Source organism: Nocardia sp. NPDC050793 (genome assembly GCF_040654065.1).
Classification (GTDB): domain Bacteria; phylum Actinomycetota; class Actinomycetes; order Mycobacteriales; family Mycobacteriaceae; genus Nocardia.
Genome location: NZ_JBFAHG010000002.1, coordinates 14,120 through 36,978, shown reverse-complemented (window position 1 = coordinate 36,978; position 22,859 = coordinate 14,120). Strand labels below are relative to the sequence as shown.

Genomic DNA, 22,859 nt, shown 5'->3' with positions numbered 1-22,859 from the left:
GACCGAGAAATACGCGGCGCGACTACAAGATCGCGTACATGTGTGCGGTGTTGTCGGTAGGGGATCTGAGTGCGGCCGCCGACCGCTCCCAAGACACGTGCCACATTTACAGCACGAGGTCGGTCAACTGTTCCCAGTCGAGTTGGATTCGAATCGGGAGATCGACGGCAAAACCGGTGCCGGGCTTGAGAATACGAGCGAGCCGGTAGTGGCCGACGCTGTGGTCGAGGCCGTAGGCTTCGATAGAGGTCACATCGGTATCGGACACGCTGACCAACCAGTACCACGGTATCCCGGCTGCGGCGTACTCGCCCATCTTCTCGAGCCGGTCGGTTTTGACGTGACTGGGCGAGATGACTTCGACGACGATCTTCATGTGGCGTGCCGGCACCGGTCGAACGTCAGGTGGTACGCATTCGAACAATGCGACATCGGGGCGCCGGATGGTGGCACGCGGAACCTCCCACAGCACGACATCGAAGTCGTGGTTTGCGTCGAGGCACGCCGAAGGGTCTTCGGACATATGCTCCCTGGCTGCCGACTCGAGCATGGCGAGCAGCCGATGCACCGCTTTCTGATGAGCCCGGGTCGGTGACTCACACCGGACGGCGTCCCCGTTGACGACCTCCACCAAACGGCAGAACTCCTCGGGAAGCTCGCGCCAGATGTCGAGCGTTATCGGTTCAGGCTGGACGTTGTCCGGCCGCGCCCAGTCGAAGATCGCGGACATGAGGGGAATTCTAGATCGCATCAACCGTCCGACGCTTGAACGTCGGTAGCAGCCGTTCGGCGGTGGTCGAAACCTAGCGTTGCGGCGCTGGGCGCGGCGATCCTCTTGTGGCCCCGCACCCTTTCGATGCGGGGCGCCTTGGTTCAAGAGAACAAGTCGCGGACGAACGGCAGCGAGTCGGGAAGGGAGGCGTTGACCGCTCCGCTGTGGTCCTGCTGGTAGGTGCGCAGGGTGACCGGCTGCCCGTTGGCCTGCAATGTGGCGGCGAAGGCGAGGGTGGCGGGGGTGATGACGTCGGTGTCGCGCAGGCCTTGGCCGAGGAAGAGGGGGCGGTCGTAGCCGGATTGAGGGAGGCCCATGGTCCTGGTGAGGACGCCGCTGAGGTCGGGGATCTGGGCGAGGGGGCGGGCGAAGAGGTCGCCGAGGACCACGTTGGCGCCGGCGAGCGCTGCGCCGAACGGGACGATGCACGCGGTGCGGGCGCGGGCGAGCCACTCCCGGCCCGAGTCGGTCAGGTAGGAGTCGATATCGACTTCGGGGTAGGTGGCGCGCAGCCCGTTGAGGATGTACAGCACGTAGGCGGTGCTGTGCGGGCTCAGTTCCAGCGGCGGCATGCCGGGGCCGAGCGGCAGCAGGATGTCCTCGATGTAGGCGGGCACGCCGGTGCCGACGGCGCCGCGGTAGTCGAGTTCGGTCCCGCCGAACTCGGTGGCGTAGCGGGCGGTGAAGACGGCCGCGCCGCCGCCCTGGGACTGGCCGACCGCGACCCACTTCTTCGCCAGCGAGGGATACTGCCGCGTCGCGGCCTTCACCGCGTCCACGACGTTGTGCGCCTCGACCGTGCCGTTGAGGTAGGGGTGTTCGCCCGGGGTGCCGAGTCCGGCGTAGTCGGCGGCGACCACGGCGTACCCCTGCTGGAGCCAGGTGCCCAGGTAAGCCCAGTCGCGTTCGCGGGCGCTGGGGCCGGCGATGCTGTACGCGCAGTCGTCGCCGAGGCCGACCGTGCCGTGCGCCCATGCGATCACCGGCCAGCCGCCCTCGGGCGGCGTCCCGGCCGGGAAGTAGACGGCTGCGCTCGCGATGGTCGGTGCGTCGCCCGCGGTCGTGGAGCGGTAGAGCAGGCGGGCCGCGTCCGCCGCGCCGGGCGGCGTCGCGATCGCGGCGAGCGGGGCGACCGACTCGACCGTGCCCGCGGCGGGCTCGGCATTCGCGGTGGAGGGATACAGCAGGGCGGTCGCGCAGGCCGTGACGGCCGCAGCGAGGCACAGTTTCCGCATGGGGCTCCTGTTCGATGGCGTCCACGTGGATGCTCCGACCGGAGTGGGACGCTTCCTCGAGATGACTCTCGGTTCAAGTCTGCCGCATCGGCGCGCACGGTTCGCGGCGAAGGGTGTCCCGGCCCACACAGAGGGCGGCCGCCCCACCTGTGAATCCACTCACAGGCCGCTGTGTCCCGGCGTGTTGCCGCGGGGGTGGCCGGAGATCGCAAACAGTACGAGCGTTACGCTAAAACCCCATGTCAGGGCTACTTGCGGGTAGGTTGAATGCTTGCAATTCGCCCGCAAACTTTGCAGAGTTAGCATTCGCTGTACGAAACCTAGCTGAGATTCACATTAGCAACAGGTAGACGGCCATTTCTCGGTATGCCATCGTGTGGAAGTACACCCCAAGGGCCTAGCAAGCCTGCGAATTGCCGCTTCAGCAGTCCGAGTGGAATCTCGGTGAGCGTGCAGCACCCCCGAACGAACAGAGAAGTGGAGTCAGAGATGTCGACCACCGGCACCCCGAAGACCGCTGCGGAAATCCAGCAGGATTGGGACACCAACCCGCGCTGGAAGGGCATCACCCGTAACTACACCGCGGACCAGGTGGTGAAGCTCCAGGGCACCGTCGTCGAGGAGCACACGCTCGCTCGCCGCGGCTCGGAGATCCTGTGGGATCTCGTGAACAACGAGGACTACATCAACTCCCTCGGCGCCCTCACCGGTAACCAGGCGGTCCAGCAGGTCCGTGCCGGCCTGAAGGCCATCTACCTGTCGGGTTGGCAGGTCGCCGGTGACGCGAACCTGTCCGGCCACACCTACCCGGACCAGTCGCTGTACCCGGCCAACTCGGTGCCGCAGGTCGTGCGCCGCATCAACAACGCGCTGCTGCGCGCCGACGAGATCGCCAAGGTCGAGGGTGACACCTCGGTCGCCAACTGGCTGGCTCCGATCGTCGCTGACGGCGAGGCCGGCTTCGGTGGCGCGCTCAACGTCTACGAGCTGCAGAAGGCCATGATCGCGGCCGGTGTCGCCGGTTCGCACTGGGAAGACCAGCTCGCCTCGGAGAAGAAGTGCGGCCACCTCGGTGGCAAGGTGCTGATCCCGACCCAGCAGCACATCCGCACCCTGACCTCGGCCCGTCTGGCCGCCGACGTCGCCGGCGTGCCGACCGTGGTCATCGCCCGCACCGACGCCGAGGCTGCCACCCTGATCACCTCCGATGTCGACGAGCGCGACCGCGAGTTCCTGGACGGCACCCGCACCTCCGAGGGCTTCTTCGGCGTGAAGAACGGCATCGAGCCCTGCATCGCCCGTGCCAAGGCCTACGCCCCGTACTCCGACCTCATCTGGATGGAGACCGGCGTGCCGGACCTCGAGGTCGCGCGCAAGTTCGCCGAGGCCGTCCGCGGCGAGTTCCCGGACCAGCTGCTGGCCTACAACTGCTCGCCGTCCTTCAACTGGAAGGCGCACCTGGACGACGCGACCATCGCGAAGTTCCAGCGTGAGCTCGGCGCGATGGGCTTCAAGTTCCAGTTCATCACCCTGGCCGGCTTCCACTCGCTGAACTACGGCATGTTCGACCTGGCGCACGGCTATGCCCGCGAAGGCATGACCGCGTTCGTCGACCTGCAGGAGCGCGAGTTCAAGGCCGCCAAGGAGCGTGGCTTCACCGCCGTCAAGCACCAGCGTGAGGTCGGCGCCGGCTACTTCGACTCCATCGCCACCACCGTGGACCCGAACACCTCCACCGCGGCGCTCAAGGGCTCCACCGAAGAGGGTCAGTTCCACTGAGTTGACCAGCCCGCAGTGATGCAGGCCGACAACCCTCTACTCCAGTAGGGGTGTACCGCCCTCCCCGCCGAACAGCCCCGGCGGGGAGGGCATCCCTATACCTTGGACCAGAACCCAAGCCATCCCAGCCACACCAGACCAGCAGGAGCGGGACGTGAGCAGCGAGAAGATTCAGCGTGTCGGCGTCATCGGCGCAGGACAGATGGGTGCAGGAATCGCGGAGGTGTGCGCCCGGGCGCATGTCGACGTGCTCGTCTACGAACAGACCCGGGAACTAGCGGCTGCTGGTCGCGCTCGCATCCTGCGCTCGCTGGACCGTGGGGTGAGCAGCGGCAAGATCACCGAGCGGGAGCGTGAGCAGGCCGCTTGGCGCCTGCGGTTCACCTCCGATCTCGGCGACTTCGCCGACCGCCAGCTGGTCGTCGAGGCCGTGCTGGAGAGCGAAGAGGTCAAGACCTCGATCTTCGCCGAACTCGACAAGGTCGTCACCGATCCGGGCGCGGTGCTCGCCTCCAACACCTCCTCCATCCCGATCATGAAGATCGCCGTCGCGACCGCCAACCCCGAGCGCGTCGTCGGCATGCACTTCTTCAACCCGGTGCCGGTGCTGCCGCTCGTGGAACTGGTCACCACGCTGAAGACCAGCGCGGCGGTCGCCGAGCGCGCGGAGGCTTTCGCAGGTGACGTGCTCGGCAAGCAGGTCGTCCGCTCGTCCGACCGCTCCGGCTTCGTCGTCAACGCGCTGCTGGTGCCGTACCTGCTGTCCGCCATCCGCATGGTCGAATCCGGTTTCGCGACCAAGGAAGACGTCGACAAGGCCATGGTGCTCGGCTGCGCCCACCCGATGGGCCCGCTCGCGCTGACCGACCTGGTCGGCCTCGACACCGTCAAGTCCATCGCCGACTCGATGTACGCCGAGTTCAAGGAGCCGCTGTACTCCGCGCCGCCGCTGCTGATGCGGATGGTCGAGGCGGGGCTGCTCGGCAAGAAGACCGGCGCGGGCTTCTACCAGTACAACTCCCGCTGAGTTGTTGGCGCGCTGGCGCGCGCGGGTTCGCGGCCCCTTATGTCTCGCTTCCCAGCGGTCGAGACTCGCGACTTCGTCGCATGCGCTTCGACCGCCGGGAAGCGAGACGGCCGCGAACGGGCTCGTCGGGCTCGCCCTGGGGGTGGTTGGGAGTGCGTGGATGGTGGGCTTGGTCGAAGGTTGTGCTGCGGCCGCCTGCCGTGCATTGCGAACGGTTGGACGCGAGACGGCCGCGAACGGGCTCGCCCCGGGGGGTGGCTGGGAGTGCTCGGATGATCGACAGGTGGGCCGGTTGAGTGATCGGCGGCTCATCGCTTCGCAGTGGTACCAGTAGTAATCGGCATAAGCTGCAAGGACGCCGGGTCGTTGGCGCGGCTCGGCAGGACACCGAAAAGCGCAGCGCTGCGCGTCGTCCGCCGTACGAGCGGATATCGCGCAGGTGATCGGAAGGGAACTCCCGCGCAATGGTCAACGTCACGGATGGCTACGGGTCGAGCATTCTGGGGTATCCCAGGATCGGCCCGCATCGGGAACTCAAGCGGGCGCTGGAGTCCTACTGGCACGGCTCGCTCTCGCGCGAGGAGCTGCTCGAGGTCGGTCGCGACATCCAGGAGCAGCAGTTCAACGAGCTGGCCGCGACCGGGCTCACCCAGGTGCCAGGCAACACCTTCTCCTTCTACGACCACGTGCTGGACAACGCGCTGATGTTCGGCGCGGTGCCGAAGCGGTTCCAGCCCTATCAGGACGTGATGGAGCCGCTGGACTTCTACTTCCTGATGGCGCGCGGGCGGCCCGACCTGCCGCCGCTCGAGCTAGTGCGCTACATCGACACCAACTACCACTACCGGCAGCCCGAACTCGACGCCGAGACCGACTTCTCGCTGCATCCCGAGGCCCTGCTCGACGAGTTCGACCGGGCCAAGGAACGCGGCATCGAGCTACGCCCGGTCATGCTGGGTCCGCTCTCGCTGCTGCTGCTCTCCAAGGCGGGCCAGGTGCCCGGCGAGGCCGAGTTCGACACGCTGACACTGCTGGACAAGCTGCTCCCGGTCTACGAGGAGCTGTTCGACATTCTCGCCAAGCGGGGCGCCACCTGCGTCCAGCTGGACGAGCCCGCGTTCACCAGCGAGCGCAGCGAGGCCGAGCTTGCCGCGTTCGAGCGGGCCTACCAGCGGCTGTCCAAGGCGCCGCTGCGGCCACGCATGCTGGTCACCGGTCAGTACGGCGATTTCGGACCGGCGCTGGCGATCCTCGCCGCGTCCAATGTGGAGGCCATCGGTCTGGACCTGGCCAGCCACCGTATCCGCCCGGAGGATCTCGCCGAGGTGCCGGGCATCCGCCGCAAGCGGCTGTACGCGGGCGTGATCAGCGGCCGCAACGTGTGGCGTGCCGACCGTTACGTGACGCTGGAATACCTCAACGAACTGGCCAAGGTGTGCCCGGATCTGGTGGTCTCCACCGGAAGCACGCTGCTGCACGTGCCCTACGACCTGCTCGTCGAATACGACATCGAGGGCAACGTCGCCGATCGCCTCGCCTTCGCGAAACAGAAGGTGGGCGAGGTGGTTTCGCTGGCCAAGGCGCTCACCGAGGGTCCGTCCGAGAAATGGCGCAAGCGGCCGACGGAAGTGCACTTCAAGCAGAAGCACGCGGTGCGCCAACGGGTTTACGCGATCACGCAGCAGATGCGCGAGCGCGAACCCTATGAAGAGCGCCGAATCGCCCAGCAGGCCAAGCTGAATCTGCCGCCGGTGCCCGCCACCACGCTCGGCTCGTTCCCGCAGACCGACCGAATTCGCCAGGCCCGGTACGAACTCGGCGAGGGACGTCTGTCCTACGACGAGTACCGCAAGCGGATCGAATCCGAGATCGAGGCAACGATCCGTCTGCAGGAGGACATCGGCCTCGACGTGCTGGTGCACGGCGAGCACGAGCGCAACGACATGATCCAGTACTTCGCCGAGCTGCTCGACGGCTTCGCGACCACCCACTTCGGCTGGGTGCAGGTGTACGGATCCCGTTGTGTGCGACCGCCGATCATCTACGGTGACGTCTCGCGTCCGGCGCCGATGTCGGTGGAGTGGATCACCTACGCTCAGTCGCTCACCGACCGCCCGGTCAAGGGCATGGTGACCGGCCCGGTCACCATGATCGCGCGTTCGTTCGTGCGGCAGGACCAGCCGCTGCACGAGACCGCCGACCAGGTGGCGCTGGCGATCCGTGACGAGGTGGTGGATCTGGAACGGGCGGGCATCGCCATCATCCAGGTCGACGAGCCCGCGATCAGGGAGATGCTGCCGCTGCGCAACGTCGGCCGCGCGGAGTACCTGCGCTGGGCGGTCGGCGCGTTCCGGCTGGCCACCTCCGGCGTCCGTCCGGAGACCCAGATCCACACGCACATCGGCTATTCCGGTCGCGCCGAGGTGGTGGAGGCGATCGAGCAGCTCGACGCCGACGTCACCGCGATCGTCGCCACCCGCTCCATCGAGTGGGTGCTCAAGGCGCTCAAGGAGGACTGCTCTTCGGGCCACGGCCTGAGCCACGGCGTCGGTCCCGGTGTGTACGAGAGCCGTTCGGCCCGTATCCCGGACATCGACGAGCTCGATGAACTGCTCACGGCCGCGGCCGAAGCCGTCACCCCGGACCGGCTGTGGGCAAACCCGGACGGCGGGCTCAAGACCCGCCACTACTGGCAGCTCGAGCCCTCGCTGCGCAATATGGTCGCCGCCGCACGTCGCATCCGACGGCGCATGCCGACGGCCGAGTAGTCGACAGACACGGGCCGCCTTTCCGTCGCGAAACGGGAAGGCGGCCCGGTTGTTTCGCGGTAGCGGATGCTCGTGACACCGGCTCGGCGACACCCGAGCAGCGGTACGCGGACCTTATTTCGGTACAGTACGTACCGTATCATTCAGTGATGACTGTGAACGAGAATGCGTGGCCCGATTCGCTGCGCGTGGCCCAGGTGCGGGTCGCGCGGCCGACGGATCGGCTCGACGAAGTGGTGCGGTTCTACGTCGACGGGCTCGGCCTGCGCGAGCTGTACCGGTTTGAGAATCACGCCGGGTACGACGGGGTGATGCTCGGCCTGCCCGGCGCCGACTATCACCTGGAGTTCACCTCGTATGTCGATGGAAGTCCCGGCGCCGCACCGAGTTCCGAGAACCTGCTGGTCCTCTATTTCGAAGGTGAGTCGCCGATGTACGACGTGGTGCGGCGGCTCGGTGAATACGGTGTCGAGCCGGTGCCCGTCGACAATCCGTACTGGGCGGCGAACGGCGGCTTGGCCTTTCCCGATCCGGACGGCTGGCTGGTCATGTTGATGCCGCGGCCGGTGTTCTGATGGCAGGGCGGGCCCGCGACGATCGGATCGACGCGCTGGTGCTGACCGCCGCGCGAGAGTTGCTGGACGAGAACGGATATGCCGATCTGTCGATCGGCGCGGTGGCGGCGAGATCGGGAATTCACCGGCCCGCGATCTATCGGCGCTGGCCATCCAAGCGGCATCTCGTCGTGGCGGTGGTCGCCGATCTGCTCGGCTTGCGGCCCACCGCGAACACCGGAGACCTGCGCGCCGATCTGATCGCGGCGATGCGCGAGCTGGTCGCCGCACTCCGCGATACTTCGCTCGATCGGGTACTCCCCGCGCTGCTCGCCGACCTGGCGAACGATCCAGATCTGCGCGAGCACTTCCTCGCCACGGTCTTCGAGCCAAGGCGGCAGACCACGGAAGTCGCGCTGAGCGCGGCGATCGGACGCGGCGAGATCCGCCCCGACATCGACATGGATTTCGTGCTCGACGCGGTCGCCGCTCCGATCTACTTTCGTGCGCTCTTCGGCCACCTGCCGCTCGACAACGCACTCGCCGAAGCATCGGTGGACGCGGTACTGCGGTCGGCCGCCGCATCGCGAGAGACGAACGGTCCTTCAGTGCTTGTTACCAGTGAGCCGGATCATCAATTCCCGCAGCCGGTTTCGGCCGTCGCGCTTCGGCGGCTCGGTGGCCGGGGATTCGATGTCGGTCTCCACCTCGTAGCGCCGGATGTAGGCGCCCGCGAAAGCTTGCACGGTGGCGGTGACGGGTATGGCGAGCAGGGCGCCGGTGGCGCCGAGTAGCGCGGCGCCCGCGATCACCGCGCCGAAGGCGACCGCAGGGTGCATGTCGAGCGTGGTGGCGGTGATGCGCGGCTGCAGCACGTAGTTCTCGAACTGCTGGTACAGGACGATGAAGCCGAGGATCCACAGCGCGTCGCCGGGGCCACCGTTCACCAGCGCGACGATCACCGGAAGCGCGCCCGCCAGGTAGGTGCCGACGGTCGGAATGAACTGCGAGACCACGCCGACCCACAGCGCGAGCGCGAAAGCCGATGGCACGTCGAGTATTCGCAGTACCACGTAATGCGCGAGCGTCGAGCAGACGGCGAGCAGGCCGCGCGAATAGATGTAGCCGCCGGTTTTTTCGACCGCGATGTCCCAGGCGCGCAGCACGTGCTTCTGACGATGCGGCGGCAGCAGCGAGGACACGGCGTTGCGGAAGCGCGGTCCGTCGGCGGCGAAATAGAACGTGAACAGCAATACACCGAGCCCCTGGAAGAGCGCGCCGATGGCGGCCGTACCAATGCCCCAGGCATTTTCGGCCAAACCGACCAGATAGCCCTCGATCTGGTCGCTCCACTCCGTCGCGTATTTCTGTATGTCGGTGCCGGATAGTTCCGTGTTGAATGTCTGATTGATCCAGTCGACGATCCGGTCGGCGTATTCGGGCGCGTTCTGCACCAGCGTGGTCACCTGGTTGACGAGCAGTGAGCCCAGCGTCCACAGGAACCCGACGACGATCAACAGCAGCCCGAGGAACACCACGCCCGTCGCGATCCCGCGCCGCACCCCGCGCGCGGCCAGCCAGTTGACCGCGGGCTCGATGGCGAAGGCGAGGAACAGCGAGACCATCAGCACGGTCAGCAAACCCTGGAGTCGCTGGAGCACCCAGAACCCGAAGATCAGTCCGGCGACCGTGGCGGCGGCGAGCAGGAATGCGCGCAACAGCCACGGCGGCGGCGCGTTCGAGACGTCGGACGTCGACGTCGCGGCTTTCGGCTTCTCGGTCTCGGGCGGGTGGGAATCCGCACCGGACTTCGGGGTGGTCGAGTCTTGGTCATCCGCGGACACAAAACCACGGTACTGAGCTGCGAGTCCGGACGCCCGCAACATGCCTGCGTGGGTACGAACACATACGCAGGTGAAGAAGCCCTCGACAACGCCGCACACGACCGCAGCGAAGGCGGTGTACGCACGATCTGCGCAGTCGGGCGGAGTCCGTCGACAGCCCCGCGCATGCCGGAGCGGAGGCGGGAGGTTCGCACGATCTGCGCAGCGGACGGAGTCTGTCGACAGCCCCGCGCGCGGCCGGAGCGAAGGCGGAGGTACGCCTAGATAGTCGCGGCGTCGATGACGAACCGGTATCGCACGTCGCTGGCGACGACGCGGTCGTAGGCGTTGTCGATCTCGTCGGCGGAGATCAGTTCGATTTCGGCGCCGATGCCGTGCTGGGCGCAGAAGTCCAGCATCTCCTGGGTCTGCGCGATGCCGCCGATCATCGAGCCCGACAGCGACCTGCGGTAGCCGGCGAGGGTGAACGGCTTGACGCTCAACGGGTTCTCGGGCAGGCCGAGGATCACCAGGGTGCCGTCCAGGTTCAGCAGCTTCATGTAGTCGTCCAGCGGCAGGTCGGCCGAGACCGTGTTGAGGATGAGGTCGAAGCGGCCGCGCAGTTCGCGGAAGGTCTGGCGATCGCCGGTGGCGTAGTAGTGGTGCGCGCCGAACCGCTTGCCGTCTTCCTGCTTGCTCAGCGAGTGGCTCAGCACGGTCACCTCCGCGCCCATAGCCGCGGCGATCTTCACGCCGACGTGCCCGAGCCCGCCCATGCCGATGATCGCGACGCGTTTGCCGGGCCCGGTCTGCCAGTGCCGCAGCGGCGAGAACAGGGTGACGCCCGCGCACAGCAGCGGCGCGGCCACGTCGAGCCCGATGCCCTCCGGGATCGACACCACGAAGTTCTCGGTCACCACGACCTGGGTGGAGTAGCCGCCCATGGTGTAGCCGCCTGACTGCAACTCGGGCGCGACGGGGGAGTTGTAGGTCATGGTGGCGCCGACCTCGCAGTACTGCTCCTCGTCGGCCAGGCACGGGCCGCACTTGCCGCAGGAGTCGACCATGCAGCCGACGCCGACCCGGTCGCCGACCTTGTGCTTGGTCACCGCCGAACCCACCGCGGCCACCAGACCCGCGATCTCGTGGCCGGGCACGCAGGGGTAGCGGGTGCCGCCCCATTCGTCGCGGGCGGTGTGGATGTCCGAATGGCAGATGCCCGCGAATTTGACGTCGATCAGCACGTCGTGCGGGCCGAGCTCCCTGCGCTCGATGGTGAGCTTCTCGAAGGCTCCGTCGGGAGCGGGCAGGGCGTAGGCGGCGGCAACAGTGCTCATGAATACATGCCTACCGTCGCATGCGCGGGATTGCCAACCCCTCCGGTTTCGTGACGCCGCGTGTTTGCCGGAACGGGTTTGCTCCGCGAAGCGCCGGGGATGTCCATCCTGTCCGATATTTCCGCCTCTCGGCGGGTGTGACGGCCGCGAATTCTGATCTACGGTGAAGATCTCCGGCCACAATGGAATTCGTCAGGCGTAGCAGAGGCGGGAGTGCCATGGGCGACGGACGGCGCGGTAGCAGCGGGCGAGCGCTCGCGCTGATCGTGGTCGCCGTGCTCGGACTGGCCGGCTTCCTCGGTTATCGCGGTGAGTTGCCGGGCTGGCCGCTGTTCGGGGGCCCGGGCTCGGTTGTCGCGCCGAGGGCGACCGAAGCGGCGCCGCCGCTGGATCCGGTCGCCGTCGCGGCCGCCGTCGGTCCGGCTCTGGTGCACGTCAGCACCGCCGCCCAGATGTTCGGTCAGGGCGCCGCAGGGTCGGGCATCGTGCTCACCCCCGATGGCCAGGTGCTGACCAGCCATCACGTGGTCAAAGGCGCCGAATCGGTCACCGTGACCTCGGTCGGCACGGGCCGGGTCTACTCCGCGACCGTGCTCGGCTACGACTCCAGCGCCGACATCGCCCTGCTCGAGCTGGCCGACGCCGTCGGACTCACCGTCGCACAGCTCGGCAGCTCCGCCGATCTGCGGCTGGAAGACGAGGTGCTCGCGATCGGCAATGCGGGTGGCGCGGGCGGTCCGCCGACCGCGATCGCCGGGAAGATCACCGATCTCGACAGCACGATCGTCGCGCTGAATTCGGCCGACCTTTCCCGCAAGGCGCTGTCGGGGATGCTCGAGATCGCGGCCGCGGTGAGTTCGGGGCAGTCCGGGGGTGCGCTGGCCGATCGGCGCGGTGCGATCGTCGGTGTGGTCACCGCGGCGTCGGGCGATCGCGACCGGGCGGTCGATCGGCAGCCCAACGGTTACGCGGTGCCGATCGACACCGCCATGCGGGTGGTGCGCCAGATCCGCTCCGGCACGCCGACGGAGACGGTGCACATCGGCCCGACCGCCACGCTGGGCGTGCTGATCTCCGACGCGAAGCCGAGCGGCGCGCGTATCGATGTCGCGATCTACGGCAGTCCCGCCGCCGCCGCGGGACTCACCGACGGCGAGGTGATCACCTCCATCGACGGCAAGGCGGTCGCCACCGCCCGCGCCCTGCGCGCCGCGATCAACGTCCGCAAGCCCGACGACACGGTGCGCCTGGGAGTGATCGGACCGGGCGGCGTCGAGCGGACGGTGACCGTCGTGCTCGGTGAGGGCGCGCCGAACTGACGCGCGTCAGAACAGGCTCAGCCAGTAATCCTGGAACCGCAGGAAGACCAGCAGCAGCACCACCGCGTAGAAGAGCGCGACGATGGTCCAGCGCCATTCGGCGAGCACGCGGAGCGGGCCGCGCGACCCGCCCCACAGCTGGTCGGTGGCCACCGCGAACAGCGGGGGGACGATCGCCCAGACCACCATGCAGTAGGGGCACAGCGCGTTGATCCGGTACAGGCTCTGGAAGATCAGCCAGCAGACGAAGCCGATGCCCGCCACCGTGCCCAGCCACAGGCCGCCCCAGATCCATTTCGGGAACCCGAGCCCGGCGACCGCGAGCACGCCGAGCGTGACCACGACAGAGAAGGCGACGATGCCCATCAGCGGATTCGGGAACCCGAACACCGCGGCCTGATCGGTCACCATGACCGAGCCGCAGGACAGGATCGGATTGATGCTGCACGTAGGACGGTAGCCGGGATCGGTGAAGAGCTTGAACCGCTCGATGGTCAGCGCCATCGAGGCGAGCCAGCCCGCGAGGCCGCAGATCAGCAGCAGCCAGGCGGACCGGGGTGGCGCGGCGATCATTGGCCCGCGGCCGCCGCGGCGATGGCCTGCTCGAGCATGCTCGGGTTGACCTGCTGGCCGTTCACGAACACCGTCGGCGTCGACTTGATGCCGCTGTCGAAGGCCTTGTCGGTGGTGGACGCGACGAACTTCTCGTAGGTGCGGTCGGTGATGCAGCTCGCGACGGCGTCGGTGTAGCCGACCGATTTGGCGATCTCGATCAGCTTCTCGTCGGGCAGGCCGCTGCCGCCCTCCGGCGGTTGCTGGGCGAACATCGCCGACAGCCACGCCTGGTACTTCGTCGGATCCTGCTCGGCGACGCAGTAGGAGGCGTTGGCCGCGCGGGTCGAGTGCTGGGTGGTGGAGGCCTTGTCCAAGAACGAGATGATGTTGTATTCGACCGCGGCGGTGCCGGTGCTCACCGCGTCCTCGAGGACCTTGCCGTAGGTGGCCTCGAAGGCCTTGCAGGCCGGGCACTGGAGATCGGCGACCACCCGGACGGTGACCTTCGCGTCGGGCTTGCCGATTTTGATGGAGCCGTTGTCGGTGATCGAGCCGGTGACGGTGCCCGGCGCCTGCGCCGCGGCGATGGTCGGGCTTGGACCGGGATCGTCCTTCTCCGCCTTCTTGATCGCGATTCCGATGCCGATCGCGGCGACCAGGCCGATCAGCACGGCGGCCACCCCCACCTGGATGAGGATCTTGCGGTTGCGGTCGGCGCGCTCCGCCTTCAGCAGCGGATTGTTCCGTCCCGGATTGTTGCTCACCGTGCGTTCACCACACCTTTCGCTCGCGTGCCGGTTTCGCCTGCCGCCACGATGGTAGTTCCGGAACTCCTCGATGAGCGGGCGCGGTCCACATCATCGTGGGTCAACCTGAGAGATTCCGAAATGTCGCGCGCGTCCGCTCAGCGCATCTCGGCTCCGCTCAGCACCAGGTCGACGGCGTCGCGGGCCCACGAACGCGGGACGCGCCGCCCACCCGTGGTTCAGTTACAACCGCCTGAACGGCCACACCCACTTCCCGGGCATCGAACTCCCCGACCGCGTTGCGGCGGAACTCTTCGACCTGATCGGAACCGCCCGCGCCGACGGCTCAAGCGTCCTGGAGGAGCAAGCGAAATGAGGAATGGGCGGGTGTCAGCGGCCTGATGGCGCGAAAGTCCTTCTCGTCCAACGTCAGGATGTCGTTGGTCAGGTAGCGCTCGGCGAGCACTACGTTGACGGCGTCGGCGAGGTCGAGTCGGAGACCGCGGTACTGTCCCATGATCTGCTGCGACGCTCGAAGATCGACGCGGTCGATCGGTGGGACGAGCACCGCGCCTTCCTCGGCGGAGGTGAGCAGATCGTCGAGAACTAGATCGGCGATGCGACGGTCTTTGCCGAATCGGGCGATCAGCAGATGATCGATCTCGTCGAGCACCAGCGGCGAGACGACGGCCACCGAGGTCGCCAGGAAGTCGCGGGCGCGATCGTGCAGCTCGGCGGCGCGATCGTAGGCCGCGATGATGGCCGAGGTGTCGGCGATGAAGAAGCTCATCGCCCGTAGGCCTCGCCGAGCAATTCCTCACTGTCGGTGGCGAAGTTCGGATCCCCGGAGTCGAACGACGGCCATGGGCGGCTCCGGCGCACGTTATGTGTGCGGAGCAGTACGAGGTCGATCCCTTCTCGGATGAGATCGGCTTCCGACCGCCCGGACTCCTCCGCGGCCTGCTTGAGACGGGCCGCCTGCTGGGATTCGAGGTACACGCTCGTCTTGGTCTTCATAGAATGTAGGGTACTACGTAGGGTATCAGTCCGGCCACGAATCGGCCGACTGCGCGGTCCACTGGCGGCTCGGGCAGCGGGGGCGAAAGAGCCAGCGGCAGCGTTGTCGCGCTGGACGCTGTCGCTCGCCGACTACCGTTGAACCATGTCCGGGGACACCGCGCGCGACTTCTACGACCATTTGGCCGGGGACTATCACCTGCTCTACCAAGACTGGCCCGCGGCGGTCGCGGGGCAGGGGCGGGCGTTGGATCGGGTATTGCGAGGGCATTTGGGGGCGGGGCCGTCGACCGTGCTGGACGCGGCATGCGGAATCGGGACGCAGGCGATCGGGTTGGCGGCGTGCGGGCACTCCGTGGTGGGGATGGATTTGAGTCCGGTGGCGGCGGTGCGGGCGGCCGAGGAGGCGCGGACGCGGGGATTGCGACTGCCGACACTCGCCGGGGATATGCGGGCGCTGCCGTTCGACGGCGGGTGGGCGGATGCCGTGGTGTGCGCCGACAACGCGTTGCCGCATCTGCTCACCGCCGCCGACGTGGGTGCGGCGCTGGGGGAGATGCGGCGGGTGCTGCGGCCCGGTGGTCTGCTGGTGCTGACGACCCGCGACTACGACGCGCTGCGCGCCGCCAAACCGGCTGCGCAGCCGCCGATATCGGTCGATTCGGCGCTGGGGCGCACGATCACCTTCCAGCTCTGGCACTGGCACGATGACGGCGAACGCTACGACTTCGAGATGTTCCGCCTCAGCGAGGGCGGGGACGGCTGGGCCGTCCGCGTCGGCGGCGCGCGGTACTGGGCGCTGACCAGGGCGCAGCTCAGCGAGTTCGTGGCAGAGGCGGGCTTCGCCGAACCGACCTGGCATTCGCCCGAAGAGACCGGCTTCTTCCAGCCGGTGCTCACCGCGCAGGCTTGAGGTTTGCCCCGCGCGGCCGATGCCATGTTGCCGCGGCACCGCGCCGCATTTCGCGGCACCGCACCCCGCCGCCGTCCCAGGCCGGGGCACCGCGCACGGCTCGGTGGGCTGCCGACTCCGGATCTGCTTCCGCCCCGAGCCGTGCGGCGCCTTGTCCGTGCCCGCGCTTACCATTCCGGGCGTGACCGGATACGACTTCGAGCATCTCGATACTTCGACGCTGCCGCCGCGCCAGCAGCGCATCCTGGGCGTGATTCGGGACTGGGTGGTCGAGTACGGGTATCCGCCGAACAGCAGGCAGATCGGGGACGCGGTCGGGCTTTCGGCGTCGACGGTCTCCAAGCACATGAAGAGCCTGGAGGAGCGGGGGTTTCTGCGGCGCGGCTCCGGGATGGCGCGCCCTATCGACGTGCGGTTGTTCCTCCAGGGAACGGTTCGGGCGGAGGCCTCCGATGCCGCGGTCACTGTGCCGGTGGTCGGTGACATCGCCGCGGGTACGCCTATCCTCGCCGAGCAGCACGCCGACGACATGTTGACACTGCCGCGCGAATTGGTCGGCCGCGGAACGGTTTTCGCGCTGCGGGTGCGCGGCGATTCGATGATCGACGCCGCCATCTGTGACGGCGACACGGTGGTGGTGCGCCAGCAGAGCGAGGCGCGCTCCGGCGACATCGTTGCCGCCATGATCGGCGAGGAGGCGACCGTGAAGGTGTACCGCCGCCGCAACGGCCACGTCTACCTCGAACCGCGCAACCCGGCCTACGACGTCATCGACGGCGACGAGGCCGTGATCCTCGGCAAGGTCGTCTCGGTGATGCGCCGGATCTGACGGCGCGCGGGCGGGCGGCCCCCGCCGGGAGGGGAACGACGGGGGCCGCGGTGGACACCGCGGCGGAGTTGTTCGGCTCGACCGACTGCCTCGGTGTGTTCTGTTATCTCGGCGGACGCCTATTTCGTAGCAACCGGTTTCGTACAACCCAGCGCCGCACCGATTTCCGCGGCGGATCTCCGTCTGCGCGAGCAGCGCCGGGCCTATGCCTGGTCCAAGCGGCGAAGTTGTTCGGCGACGTCGAAATTCGCAGGAGGCCAGTCGAGTTCCAACTTCTCCAGCGCATCGATGAGCAGTTCGGTGATCGCGAGGCGGGCGTACCACTTGTGGTCGGCGGGCAGCACGTACCAGGGCGCGTCGGTGGTGGACGTGCGGTCCAGCATGGTCTGGTACGCCTCCTGGTAGGCGGGCCAGTAGGCGCGCTCATCGATGTCGGAGGGGTTGAACTTCCAGTACTTGTCCTGGCGCTCCAGCCGCTGGCGCAGCCGCTTCTTCTGTTCGTCGAGCGAGACGAACATGGCGACCTTCACCAGCGTGATGCCCTCGCCGATCAGCTCGCGCTCGAACTGGTTGATCTCGTCGTAGCGCGGCTCCCACTCCTCGCGCGGCACCAGCTCGTGCACCCGCACCACCAGCACGTCCTCGTAGTGCGAGCGATCGAAGACGCCGAGCTGGCCGCCGCGCGGCAGTGCGTTGCGGATGCGCCACAGGTAGTGGTGCCGCCGCTCCTCGTCGGTCGGGACGCCGAACGCGGCGTGGTCGACGCCCTGCGGGTCCACCGAACCGATGACGTGCCGGACGATGCCGCCCTTGCCCGCGGTGTCCATGCCCTGCAACACCAGCAGCACGCTGCGCTTGTCGCCCGAGCGTCCGTTGGCGTAGAGCTTCTCCTGTAGCACCGAAAGCGCCTCGCCGCGCTGGATCAGCAACTCCTGGGCATGCTTCTTGTCCCCGGTGAATCCGGGTGTCGACGAGGTCGCCAGCTCCTCGATCCGCAAACCGTCGGCTTTCAATGCCTCGGTGACCGGGACAGACCAGTGCTTCGCCATCGACCACACTTATCACGTCGCTCCGCGCCCCGCGTTGCGTTCGGTGTCAGCGAATCTGCGCGAGCCGCAGCAACTGCACGGCAAAATCGTCGTCGGAGACCGGGGTGAGGGCCAGATCGTGCGAGGTGGTCAGCAGGTAGCGGCCGTCGCCGGTGAAATCGAGCCAGGTGCGGTGGCGCGTCGGAGGTGACATCGGATTGTCCGGGTCCACGGTCACGGTGATGAATCCCCGGCAGTCCACCGGCTTGCGCAGCGTCTGCCGGAAGCGGGCCGCGCCGCGCTGGCCGTTGGCGGATGGCGCGTCGATCGACTCGGTGGTGAGTACCGCGTCCTGCGGCTCGCGCATCGCGCCGAGCCGTCCCGGCTGCGCCGAGCCGATCACCTGCACCAGGCGCTGGCCGATGTTGCGCGCGTGACACATCTGCACGGTCACCTTGTCCGGTGCGGCGACCAGCACGCCCGCGTGATTGTGCACCACGGCGGCGAACGCAAGAATGCGATCGCCCTCGGGGACGCCGCCGTTGCGCCCCGGCGCGCTGCGCTCGCCGGAGATGGTGATGGTGGTGGCGTCGGTACGCGCGCACAGCATCAGGGCGGCGGCCAGGTCGGGATCGGCCTGTTTGGCGAATCGTTGTGGCAAACGCAATGCTGCGTACTCGGTTTCGGTGCGCACGGTGGACGACGGCACCATGTTGATCGGATACGGTCGCCTGTCCAGGTTCGTTTCGCTTTCCCAGACATGCGTGAATTCGTCCGGGGTGAGGACCCATCTCACCGTGCGCCGCCCCCGCTGTCGGAGGGGGTGAACCGGGGCACGTTGTCGCCGGAGGCGGGCATGGTCGGGGTGTAGACGTAGGTCATGGTGTCTTGCACGTCGGCCTCGGCCGTCGCGGCGGCCAAGTCGTGCTCCATCCTGCGGCGCCCGCCGTACACGGCCTCCGCAACCGGGTCGTCCAGCGGCGTATAGCGCCGCGGTTGCGGGATCGCGGCGCGGATCGTCTGCGCCGCATCGCGATTGAGCTCCATGAGGCGCCGCATCGCGCGGCACACGTCGTGCGCTTCGGTGCCCGCGCTGATGAACTCGCGCGTCGCGCGCTGCGCCGCCTCGGCGGATCGCCCTGACCAGCGGGCGAATTCGCGATTCGCGGTGTCGGCGAAGCTCTGGAATGCGTCGGCGACCGCGTCGGCGTTGGCCTGCCACGCCGCGGCCGTCTCGCCGAGCGCGCCGGGATCGAGCGCTTCGTGCACCCGGTCCCATATCTCCACATGGGTGTAGGCGCCGAACCGCTCGCGCTCCGGCGCGTAGGCGGGATCCGTTCCGGCGCTGGAGGTTCCGGCAGAGGCGGCGAGTGCGCGTTGTTGCACCCTGATCTCGTCGGCGGCGGCTCTGGTCGCGGCGTCCACCACGGTCACCACCTCCGCATTCCGGGCTCGCGCGCGGTCATCGCGGATCCAGGTACTCGGTGACCAGCTCGAGCGCGGCTCGATTCGCCGCCTCCGCGTCCGCGAGTTTACGGCCCGCCGCGAGATACGCCGCTTTGAAGAGCAGCGCGGTCTCCTGGAAGGCGGCCACGGTGTCGAGAAACTGCCTGCCTTTGTCGCCGAATCCGGCGGCCAGGCCGCGACCGGTCGGCAGGTCGGGAAAACCGCCCACTTCGGTGACCGAATGTCCTGTGGCCATGGCCTTTCGCAGGTCGTCGACCAGCTGGTCGCAGGCTGCCGCGAGGTTCTCTGCCACGTCCTCGGCCAGCTCGAAACGCTCGCCGCCGTCCGCCCCGACGGCCGCCGCGTACAACCCCCTGGCCAGCCCCTGTCCGGTATCCGGCACCGCCATCTGGGTCGCCCCCTTCTGTTCGGTCCACGACCACGGCCATACTGGTCGGCACTCTACCGATAGGTAACCACCCCCGTTGCCGGCTTTCCTCCGCGCACCTGCTGTGATGTGGCGCACGGTCGGCGACCGGGCGTGGTTCGCGGGCTGATTACACTGACCGGAAGTATTGGCGGACCCAGGAGCGGAAGGCGTTCGGTGCCCGACATCGAAGAAGTACTCCCGAAGTATCAGCAGATTTCGGGGTACATCCGTGACCAGATCGAGCGCGGCGAACTCGCTCCCGGCGCCGAGGTGCCCTCCGAACGCGAGCTCGCCGTCGCGTGGAAGGTCGCGCGGCCGACGGCAGCCAAGGCGCTGAATACGTTGCGCCAGCAAGGATTGGTGGAATCCCGGCGCGGGTCGGGCACCTTCGTGCGCGGCCCGGACGCGGTGCCGCTGGTACGCGAATCCGCCGGGCGGGCACGGCAGTACGGCGCCATGTACGCCGAACGTGAGCCGGTCGACATCCTCGCCGCCGAACTCATCGACGGCCCGGAGTATGTCACCGACGCGCTCGGTCTCGTGGCCGGTAGCGAGGTGATCGCCCGCAGGCGATTGGTCACCGGCGACAACGGCGACGCCGAGCTCTCGACGTCCTGGTTTCCCGGTGAGCTGGCCGTGGTCGCGGACCGTCTGCTCGATACCAAGCGGCTGCCCGGCGGTACCGCCACCTATCTGGAGGCGGTGACCGGTCGCCGGGTGGCGTCGGTGTTCGACGAGGTCAGCGCCCGCTTGGCGACCTCGGAGGAGCGCAACCGGTTGCGGCTTGCCCGCACCTCCGCGGTGCTGGTGTACCGGCTCACCGCGCTCGATTCCGACGGCGCCGCACTGCAATTCGATGAGGGGATCTACCCGCCCGAATCCTGGGTATTCCGCCAGGAATATTCCGTTCGCGGCGCGTGACACGCGGTCGATGACGCGCCGTGCTGTCGTTGACAAGCCGGGATGACGCCTGGAATAGTCCGCTTCGCTACGAGATGGCCTAGGCCGGAGGGTGGGAGGTGCGATGCTCGATCAGTTGACCATCGGTGGCTGGGTAGTCGTCGGCGAGCACTGCTCGGTCCGGCGAGCGGCATTGCACTGCGACGACTACCTGACCTACGTCTTCGAAAACGGCGGCACCGAACTCGATTTCGCGGTTGCGCCCGCCGTACTGCGACGGATGGTCGAGCTCAGCGGAATCCAGGTGTCCGCAGGCGAGCAGTCCGACTGACCGAGGCTGCGGCGGACCCGTCCGAGACACTCTGTGCCACAGGCGGCTCCCGTGCGCGAAAACCGAAAGTTCGGTCCGCCAGGGCTTTTCGCTCAGGCCGGACGCGTCGCGCTGACGTATTGCAGCAGCCGGTGCACGCTCTGATCGATCTCGACCAGCCCGAGTTCGCGGAACAGGTTCGGGAAGGTCTCGTGATCGAACACCCGCAAACCGCTCAAGCCGCCGACGATTCGGCTCGCGTGCCCGAACGGGTTGTCGGCACGGTGGCTGGTGGTGATGGCGATGCGGCCGCCGGGGGCGAGCACGCGCACCATCTCCCGGGTGGCGGCGAGCGGATCGGGGATCAGATAGAGCGCCCCGAAACAGCACACCGCGTCGAAGGCGCCGTCGGCGAAAGGCAGTGCGCGAGCATCCCCGCGCAGATAGCCGACGCGCGGACCGGAGTTGTCGACCACGGCCCGCGCCAGCATCGGTTCGGAATAGTCCACGCCGACGGCAAAGCCGCCCTCGGACAGCGATTCACTCAGGTACCTGGTGAAATTGCCGGGACCGCAAGCGATGTCGAGCACCTTCTTGTCCCCGGCCAAGCGCAACGCGCTCACCGCGTCGCGGCGATCCGCCGCGGTGCTGCGACCGCTGGCCAGATAGAACAGTGTCGGCCGCCACGCGCGCTCGTAGACGGCGGCCAACGCCGGATGATTCATGGTGCGGCGCGCGAGGTTCACCGCGCCGCCCTCGCGGACTCGTTCTGCACAGCAGCTCCTCGACGGTGGGAATCGTGCTGCGGCAGCCTGATTCAGGCCCGCCGCACCTCGATGGTCATGCCCGCCGCGCGCAGCCGGTCGGTCAACGCGTCACCCATGGCGGCGGCCGGGGTGAGGATGCCCGCCAGCTCCGGCTGCTTGTCGGTGTCGAAAGCCAGGGACAGCCCGGATTCGCCGAGCATGACCGCGGTGGCCTGGTAGCCGGGGTCGCCCTGACCGGCGAAGGTCGCCACGTACTTCGCGCCGGAGGTGGTGTGCGCGTAGGTCTTCATGGTGAACCAGCCGCTGCGCCTTGCCTCCTCGCTCGGGCCGGTGCCCGGCTTCGGCAGTACTCGGTCGAGCAGTTTGCGGCCCGCCGACACCCGCGACAGCAGCGCGCCGGTGGCCATCGTCGCCACGATGCCGCCCGCCATGCCCGCCGCCACCAGCGGCGCTGCCGCCGACTTGCCCGCGCTCATCACCTCGCGGTAGCGGAAGTTCTTGCCGTACACCCAGCCGAGCAGGCCGTTGCTGCGCCGCACGATCTTGGTGTTGTGCGCGGCCATCACGAACGTGCTCACCCAGCCGTCCAGGCTCGGGTCGATGCCGCTCGCGCGCTGCAGCGCCTGATCGGACTGGCGGCCGACGTCGGGTTCCATCGACTTGTCGGGGCTCAGCGAGTAGGGGTGCGAAAGCACCGAGGCCTTGCTGGAATCGGCCGCGATGGCCTCCATCATGGCCCGGCCGGAATCGATGGTGCCGCCGCTGACGCCGCCCTTGAGCGAGGCGATCAGCGTGGTGTCCGTCAGCTCGCCGGTGTTGTCCGAGACGGAGGTGCGGTACACCTGGTACACGCTCAGGTCCGACGGAATCGAGTCGTACCCACAGGAATTGACGATCTTGGCGCCGGTACGGACGGCCTCGTCGTGGTAGGTGTCGATGGCCTCACGGATGAACAGCGGCTCGCCGGTGAGATCGGCGTAGTGGGTGCCCGCCTTCGCGCAGGCGGCGACCAGTGGCAGGCCGTAGCGCAGGTACGGGCCGACCGTGGTCACCACGACCTTGGTGCGCGCGGCCAGCGCGTCGAGCGCGGCCTGATCGGTCGAATCGGCCACGACGAGATCCCACGACGCGGCCTTCGGGCCGAGTTCCGCGCGGACCTTGGTCAGCTTGTCGAGCGAGCGGCCCGCCAGCGCGATGCGCGCGTCGGACGGCGCCGCGTCGAGCAGGTACTCCGCGGTGAGCTTGCCGACGAAACCCGTCGCGCCGAAGAGGGCGATGTCGAATTCGCGGTTGTCTGCCATAGG

23 protein-coding genes and 1 pseudogene are annotated in these 22,859 nt (G+C 68.0%); 10 read left to right on the top strand and 14 right to left on the bottom strand.

From position 1 onward, the window contains the following. Positions 1–106: 106 nt before the first annotated feature. Both AB0H50_RS05680 and AB0H50_RS05675 read right to left on the bottom strand, forming a co-directional pair. Complete coding sequence (locus tag AB0H50_RS05680; protein WP_357447442.1) at positions 107–730, bottom strand: Uma2 family endonuclease; 624 nt, start codon at positions 728–730, stop codon at positions 107–109. Positions 731–873: 143 nt separating this feature from the next. Then, entirely contained in the window at positions 874–2,007 is a 1,134-nt protein-coding gene (locus tag AB0H50_RS05675; RefSeq protein ID WP_357447439.1) for a lipase family protein, read from the bottom strand. A 489-nt stretch (positions 2,008–2,496) separates the two neighbouring features. Here AB0H50_RS05675 and aceA point away from each other — a divergent pair, with 489 nt between their 5' ends. The 5 genes and pseudogenes from aceA to AB0H50_RS05650 form a co-directional block, all read left to right on the top strand. Continuing rightward, positions 2,497–3,786, top strand: a complete 1,290-nt coding sequence (gene aceA / locus AB0H50_RS05670; RefSeq protein ID WP_067840932.1) for an isocitrate lyase — start codon at positions 2,497–2,499, stop codon at positions 3,784–3,786. A 154-nt stretch (positions 3,787–3,940) separates the two neighbouring features. Further along, positions 3,941–4,813, top strand: a complete 873-nt coding sequence (locus tag AB0H50_RS05665) for a 3-hydroxybutyryl-CoA dehydrogenase (RefSeq protein WP_357447436.1) — start codon at positions 3,941–3,943, stop codon at positions 4,811–4,813. Between the two features lie 464 nt (positions 4,814–5,277). Further along, the gene (gene metE, locus AB0H50_RS05660) at positions 5,278–7,581 is read left to right on the top strand and encodes a 5-methyltetrahydropteroyltriglutamate--homocysteine S-methyltransferase (protein ID WP_357447433.1); all 2,304 of its coding nucleotides are present in this window, start codon (positions 5,278–5,280) and stop codon (positions 7,579–7,581) included. Between the two features lie 149 nt (positions 7,582–7,730). Then, positions 7,731–8,156 (top strand): VOC family protein, encoded by a 426-nt coding sequence (locus tag AB0H50_RS05655; protein WP_357447430.1) that lies wholly within the window; start codon positions 7,731–7,733, stop codon positions 8,154–8,156. Next, positions 8,156–8,689: pseudogene (locus AB0H50_RS05650) on the top strand (TetR/AcrR family transcriptional regulator); the annotation flags it as partial. The gene AB0H50_RS05655 and the pseudogene AB0H50_RS05650, both read left to right, overlap by 1 nt. Positions 8,690–8,740: 51 nt before the next feature. On the opposite strand, the gene AB0H50_RS05645 reads toward AB0H50_RS05650, so the two are convergent. Together AB0H50_RS05645 and AB0H50_RS05640 are read right to left on the bottom strand one after the other, a co-directional pair. Further along, positions 8,741–9,979: an AI-2E family transporter gene (locus AB0H50_RS05645; RefSeq protein ID WP_357447427.1), complete on the bottom strand. Its 1,239-nt coding sequence runs from the start codon at positions 9,977–9,979 to the stop codon at positions 8,741–8,743. Positions 9,980–10,239: 260 nt separating this feature from the next. Further along, positions 10,240–11,295 carry an NAD(P)-dependent alcohol dehydrogenase gene (locus tag AB0H50_RS05640; RefSeq protein ID WP_357447424.1) on the bottom strand — a complete coding sequence of 352 codons (1,056 nt, stop codon included), beginning with the start codon at positions 11,293–11,295 and terminating at the stop codon, positions 10,240–10,242. Positions 11,296–11,513: 218 nt separating this feature from the next. Between AB0H50_RS05640 and AB0H50_RS05635 the strand changes: the two genes are divergently transcribed. Then, entirely contained in the window at positions 11,514–12,614 is a 1,101-nt protein-coding gene (locus AB0H50_RS05635) for a trypsin-like peptidase domain-containing protein (protein ID WP_357447421.1), read from the top strand. 6 nt (positions 12,615–12,620) lie between these two features. On the opposite strand, the gene AB0H50_RS05630 is transcribed toward AB0H50_RS05635, so the two are convergent. From AB0H50_RS05630 to AB0H50_RS05615, 4 genes are all read right to left on the bottom strand, one after another. After that, entirely contained in the window at positions 12,621–13,187 is a 567-nt protein-coding gene (locus AB0H50_RS05630) for a vitamin K epoxide reductase family protein (protein ID WP_357447418.1), read from the bottom strand. Continuing rightward, positions 13,184–13,933: a thioredoxin domain-containing protein gene (locus AB0H50_RS05625; protein WP_357447415.1), complete on the bottom strand. Its 750-nt coding sequence runs from the start codon at positions 13,931–13,933 to the stop codon at positions 13,184–13,186. The genes AB0H50_RS05630 and AB0H50_RS05625 overlap by 4 nt, the downstream gene beginning before the upstream one ends. Before the next feature lie 328 nt (positions 13,934–14,261). Continuing rightward, on the bottom strand, positions 14,262–14,705 hold the full coding sequence (locus AB0H50_RS05620; RefSeq protein ID WP_357447412.1) for a PIN domain-containing protein: 444 nt from the start codon (positions 14,703–14,705) through the stop codon (positions 14,262–14,264). Further along, positions 14,702–14,932 (bottom strand): ribbon-helix-helix domain-containing protein, encoded by a 231-nt coding sequence (locus AB0H50_RS05615; RefSeq protein ID WP_357447409.1) that lies wholly within the window; start codon positions 14,930–14,932, stop codon positions 14,702–14,704. The genes AB0H50_RS05620 and AB0H50_RS05615 overlap by 4 nt, the downstream gene beginning before the upstream one ends. A 145-nt stretch (positions 14,933–15,077) precedes the next feature. Between AB0H50_RS05615 and AB0H50_RS05610 the strand changes: the two genes are divergently transcribed. Continuing rightward, entirely contained in the window at positions 15,078–15,845 is a 768-nt protein-coding gene (locus AB0H50_RS05610; protein ID WP_357447406.1) for a class I SAM-dependent methyltransferase, read from the top strand. Between the two features lie 181 nt (positions 15,846–16,026). Beyond that, positions 16,027–16,674: a transcriptional repressor LexA gene (gene lexA / locus AB0H50_RS05605; RefSeq protein WP_357447403.1), complete on the top strand. Its 648-nt coding sequence runs from the start codon at positions 16,027–16,029 to the stop codon at positions 16,672–16,674. 203 nt (positions 16,675–16,877) lie between these two features. On the opposite strand, the gene AB0H50_RS05600 is transcribed toward lexA, so the two are convergent. Genes AB0H50_RS05600 through AB0H50_RS05585 form a run of 4 tightly spaced genes read right to left on the bottom strand, consistent with a single transcriptional unit; the run spans position 16,878 to position 19,557 of the window. Continuing rightward, positions 16,878–17,723, bottom strand: coding sequence for a polyphosphate kinase 2 family protein (locus tag AB0H50_RS05600; protein ID WP_357447400.1), 846 nt, complete (start codon positions 17,721–17,723; stop codon positions 16,878–16,880). Positions 17,724–17,769: 46 nt separating this feature from the next. After that, entirely contained in the window at positions 17,770–18,498 is a 729-nt protein-coding gene (locus tag AB0H50_RS05595; RefSeq protein WP_357447397.1) for an ESX secretion-associated protein EspG, read from the bottom strand. After that, complete coding sequence (locus AB0H50_RS05590; RefSeq protein WP_357447394.1) at positions 18,495–19,130, bottom strand: hypothetical protein; 636 nt, start codon at positions 19,128–19,130, stop codon at positions 18,495–18,497. The genes AB0H50_RS05595 and AB0H50_RS05590 overlap by 4 nt, the downstream gene beginning before the upstream one ends. Positions 19,131–19,164: 34 nt before the next feature. After that, positions 19,165–19,557, bottom strand: coding sequence for a hypothetical protein (locus tag AB0H50_RS05585; protein WP_357447392.1), 393 nt, complete (start codon positions 19,555–19,557; stop codon positions 19,165–19,167). Positions 19,558–19,752: 195 nt separating this feature from the next. Here AB0H50_RS05585 and AB0H50_RS05580 point away from each other — a divergent pair, with 195 nt between their 5' ends. Then, entirely contained in the window at positions 19,753–20,499 is a 747-nt protein-coding gene (locus AB0H50_RS05580) for a GntR family transcriptional regulator (protein ID WP_357447389.1), read from the top strand. Positions 20,500–20,602: 103 nt separating this feature from the next. Continuing rightward, positions 20,603–20,809 carry a hypothetical protein gene (locus AB0H50_RS05575; protein ID WP_357447386.1) on the top strand — a complete coding sequence of 69 codons (207 nt, stop codon included), beginning with the start codon at positions 20,603–20,605 and terminating at the stop codon, positions 20,807–20,809. Positions 20,810–20,901: 92 nt separating this feature from the next. Here AB0H50_RS05575 and AB0H50_RS05570 read toward each other — a convergent pair whose 3' ends face one another. Next, complete coding sequence (locus AB0H50_RS05570) at positions 20,902–21,534, bottom strand: class I SAM-dependent methyltransferase (RefSeq protein ID WP_357447383.1); 633 nt, start codon at positions 21,532–21,534, stop codon at positions 20,902–20,904. Between the two features lie 71 nt (positions 21,535–21,605). Continuing rightward, positions 21,606–22,856: a saccharopine dehydrogenase NADP-binding domain-containing protein gene (locus AB0H50_RS05565; RefSeq protein WP_357447380.1), complete on the bottom strand. Its 1,251-nt coding sequence runs from the start codon at positions 22,854–22,856 to the stop codon at positions 21,606–21,608. Between the last annotated feature and the right edge of the window lie 3 nt (positions 22,857–22,859).

What these genes read in the sequence shown, in the direction of transcription:
- AB0H50_RS05680 (WP_357447442.1), bottom strand. Translation starts at nt 730, where the DNA reads ATGTCCGCGATCTTCGACTGGGCGCGGCCGGACAACGTCCAGCCTGAA.
- AB0H50_RS05675 (WP_357447439.1), bottom strand. Translation starts at nt 2,007, where the DNA reads ATGCGGAAACTGTGCCTCGCTGCGGCCGTCACGGCCTGCGCGACCGCC.
- aceA (WP_067840932.1), top strand. Translation starts at nt 2,497, where the DNA reads ATGTCGACCACCGGCACCCCGAAGACCGCTGCGGAAATCCAGCAGGAT.
- metE (WP_357447433.1), top strand. Translation starts at nt 5,278, where the DNA reads ATGGTCAACGTCACGGATGGCTACGGGTCGAGCATTCTGGGGTATCCC.
- AB0H50_RS05655 (WP_357447430.1), top strand. Translation starts at nt 7,731, where the DNA reads ATGACTGTGAACGAGAATGCGTGGCCCGATTCGCTGCGCGTGGCCCAG.
- AB0H50_RS05640 (WP_357447424.1), bottom strand. Translation starts at nt 11,295, where the DNA reads ATGAGCACTGTTGCCGCCGCCTACGCCCTGCCCGCTCCCGACGGAGCC.
- AB0H50_RS05635 (WP_357447421.1), top strand. Translation starts at nt 11,514, where the DNA reads ATGGGCGACGGACGGCGCGGTAGCAGCGGGCGAGCGCTCGCGCTGATC.
- AB0H50_RS05630 (WP_357447418.1), bottom strand. Translation starts at nt 13,187, where the DNA reads ATGATCGCCGCGCCACCCCGGTCCGCCTGGCTGCTGCTGATCTGCGGC.
- AB0H50_RS05620 (WP_357447412.1), bottom strand. Translation starts at nt 14,705, where the DNA reads ATGAGCTTCTTCATCGCCGACACCTCGGCCATCATCGCGGCCTACGAT.
- AB0H50_RS05615 (WP_357447409.1), bottom strand. Translation starts at nt 14,932, where the DNA reads ATGAAGACCAAGACGAGCGTGTACCTCGAATCCCAGCAGGCGGCCCGT.
- AB0H50_RS05610 (WP_357447406.1), top strand. Translation starts at nt 15,078, where the DNA reads ATGTCCGGGGACACCGCGCGCGACTTCTACGACCATTTGGCCGGGGAC.
- AB0H50_RS05600 (WP_357447400.1), bottom strand. Translation starts at nt 17,723, where the DNA reads ATGGCGAAGCACTGGTCTGTCCCGGTCACCGAGGCATTGAAAGCCGAC.
- AB0H50_RS05585 (WP_357447392.1), bottom strand. Translation starts at nt 19,557, where the DNA reads ATGGCGGTGCCGGATACCGGACAGGGGCTGGCCAGGGGGTTGTACGCG.
- AB0H50_RS05575 (WP_357447386.1), top strand. Translation starts at nt 20,603, where the DNA reads ATGCTCGATCAGTTGACCATCGGTGGCTGGGTAGTCGTCGGCGAGCAC.
- AB0H50_RS05565 (WP_357447380.1), bottom strand. Translation starts at nt 22,856, where the DNA reads ATGGCAGACAACCGCGAATTCGACATCGCCCTCTTCGGCGCGACGGGT.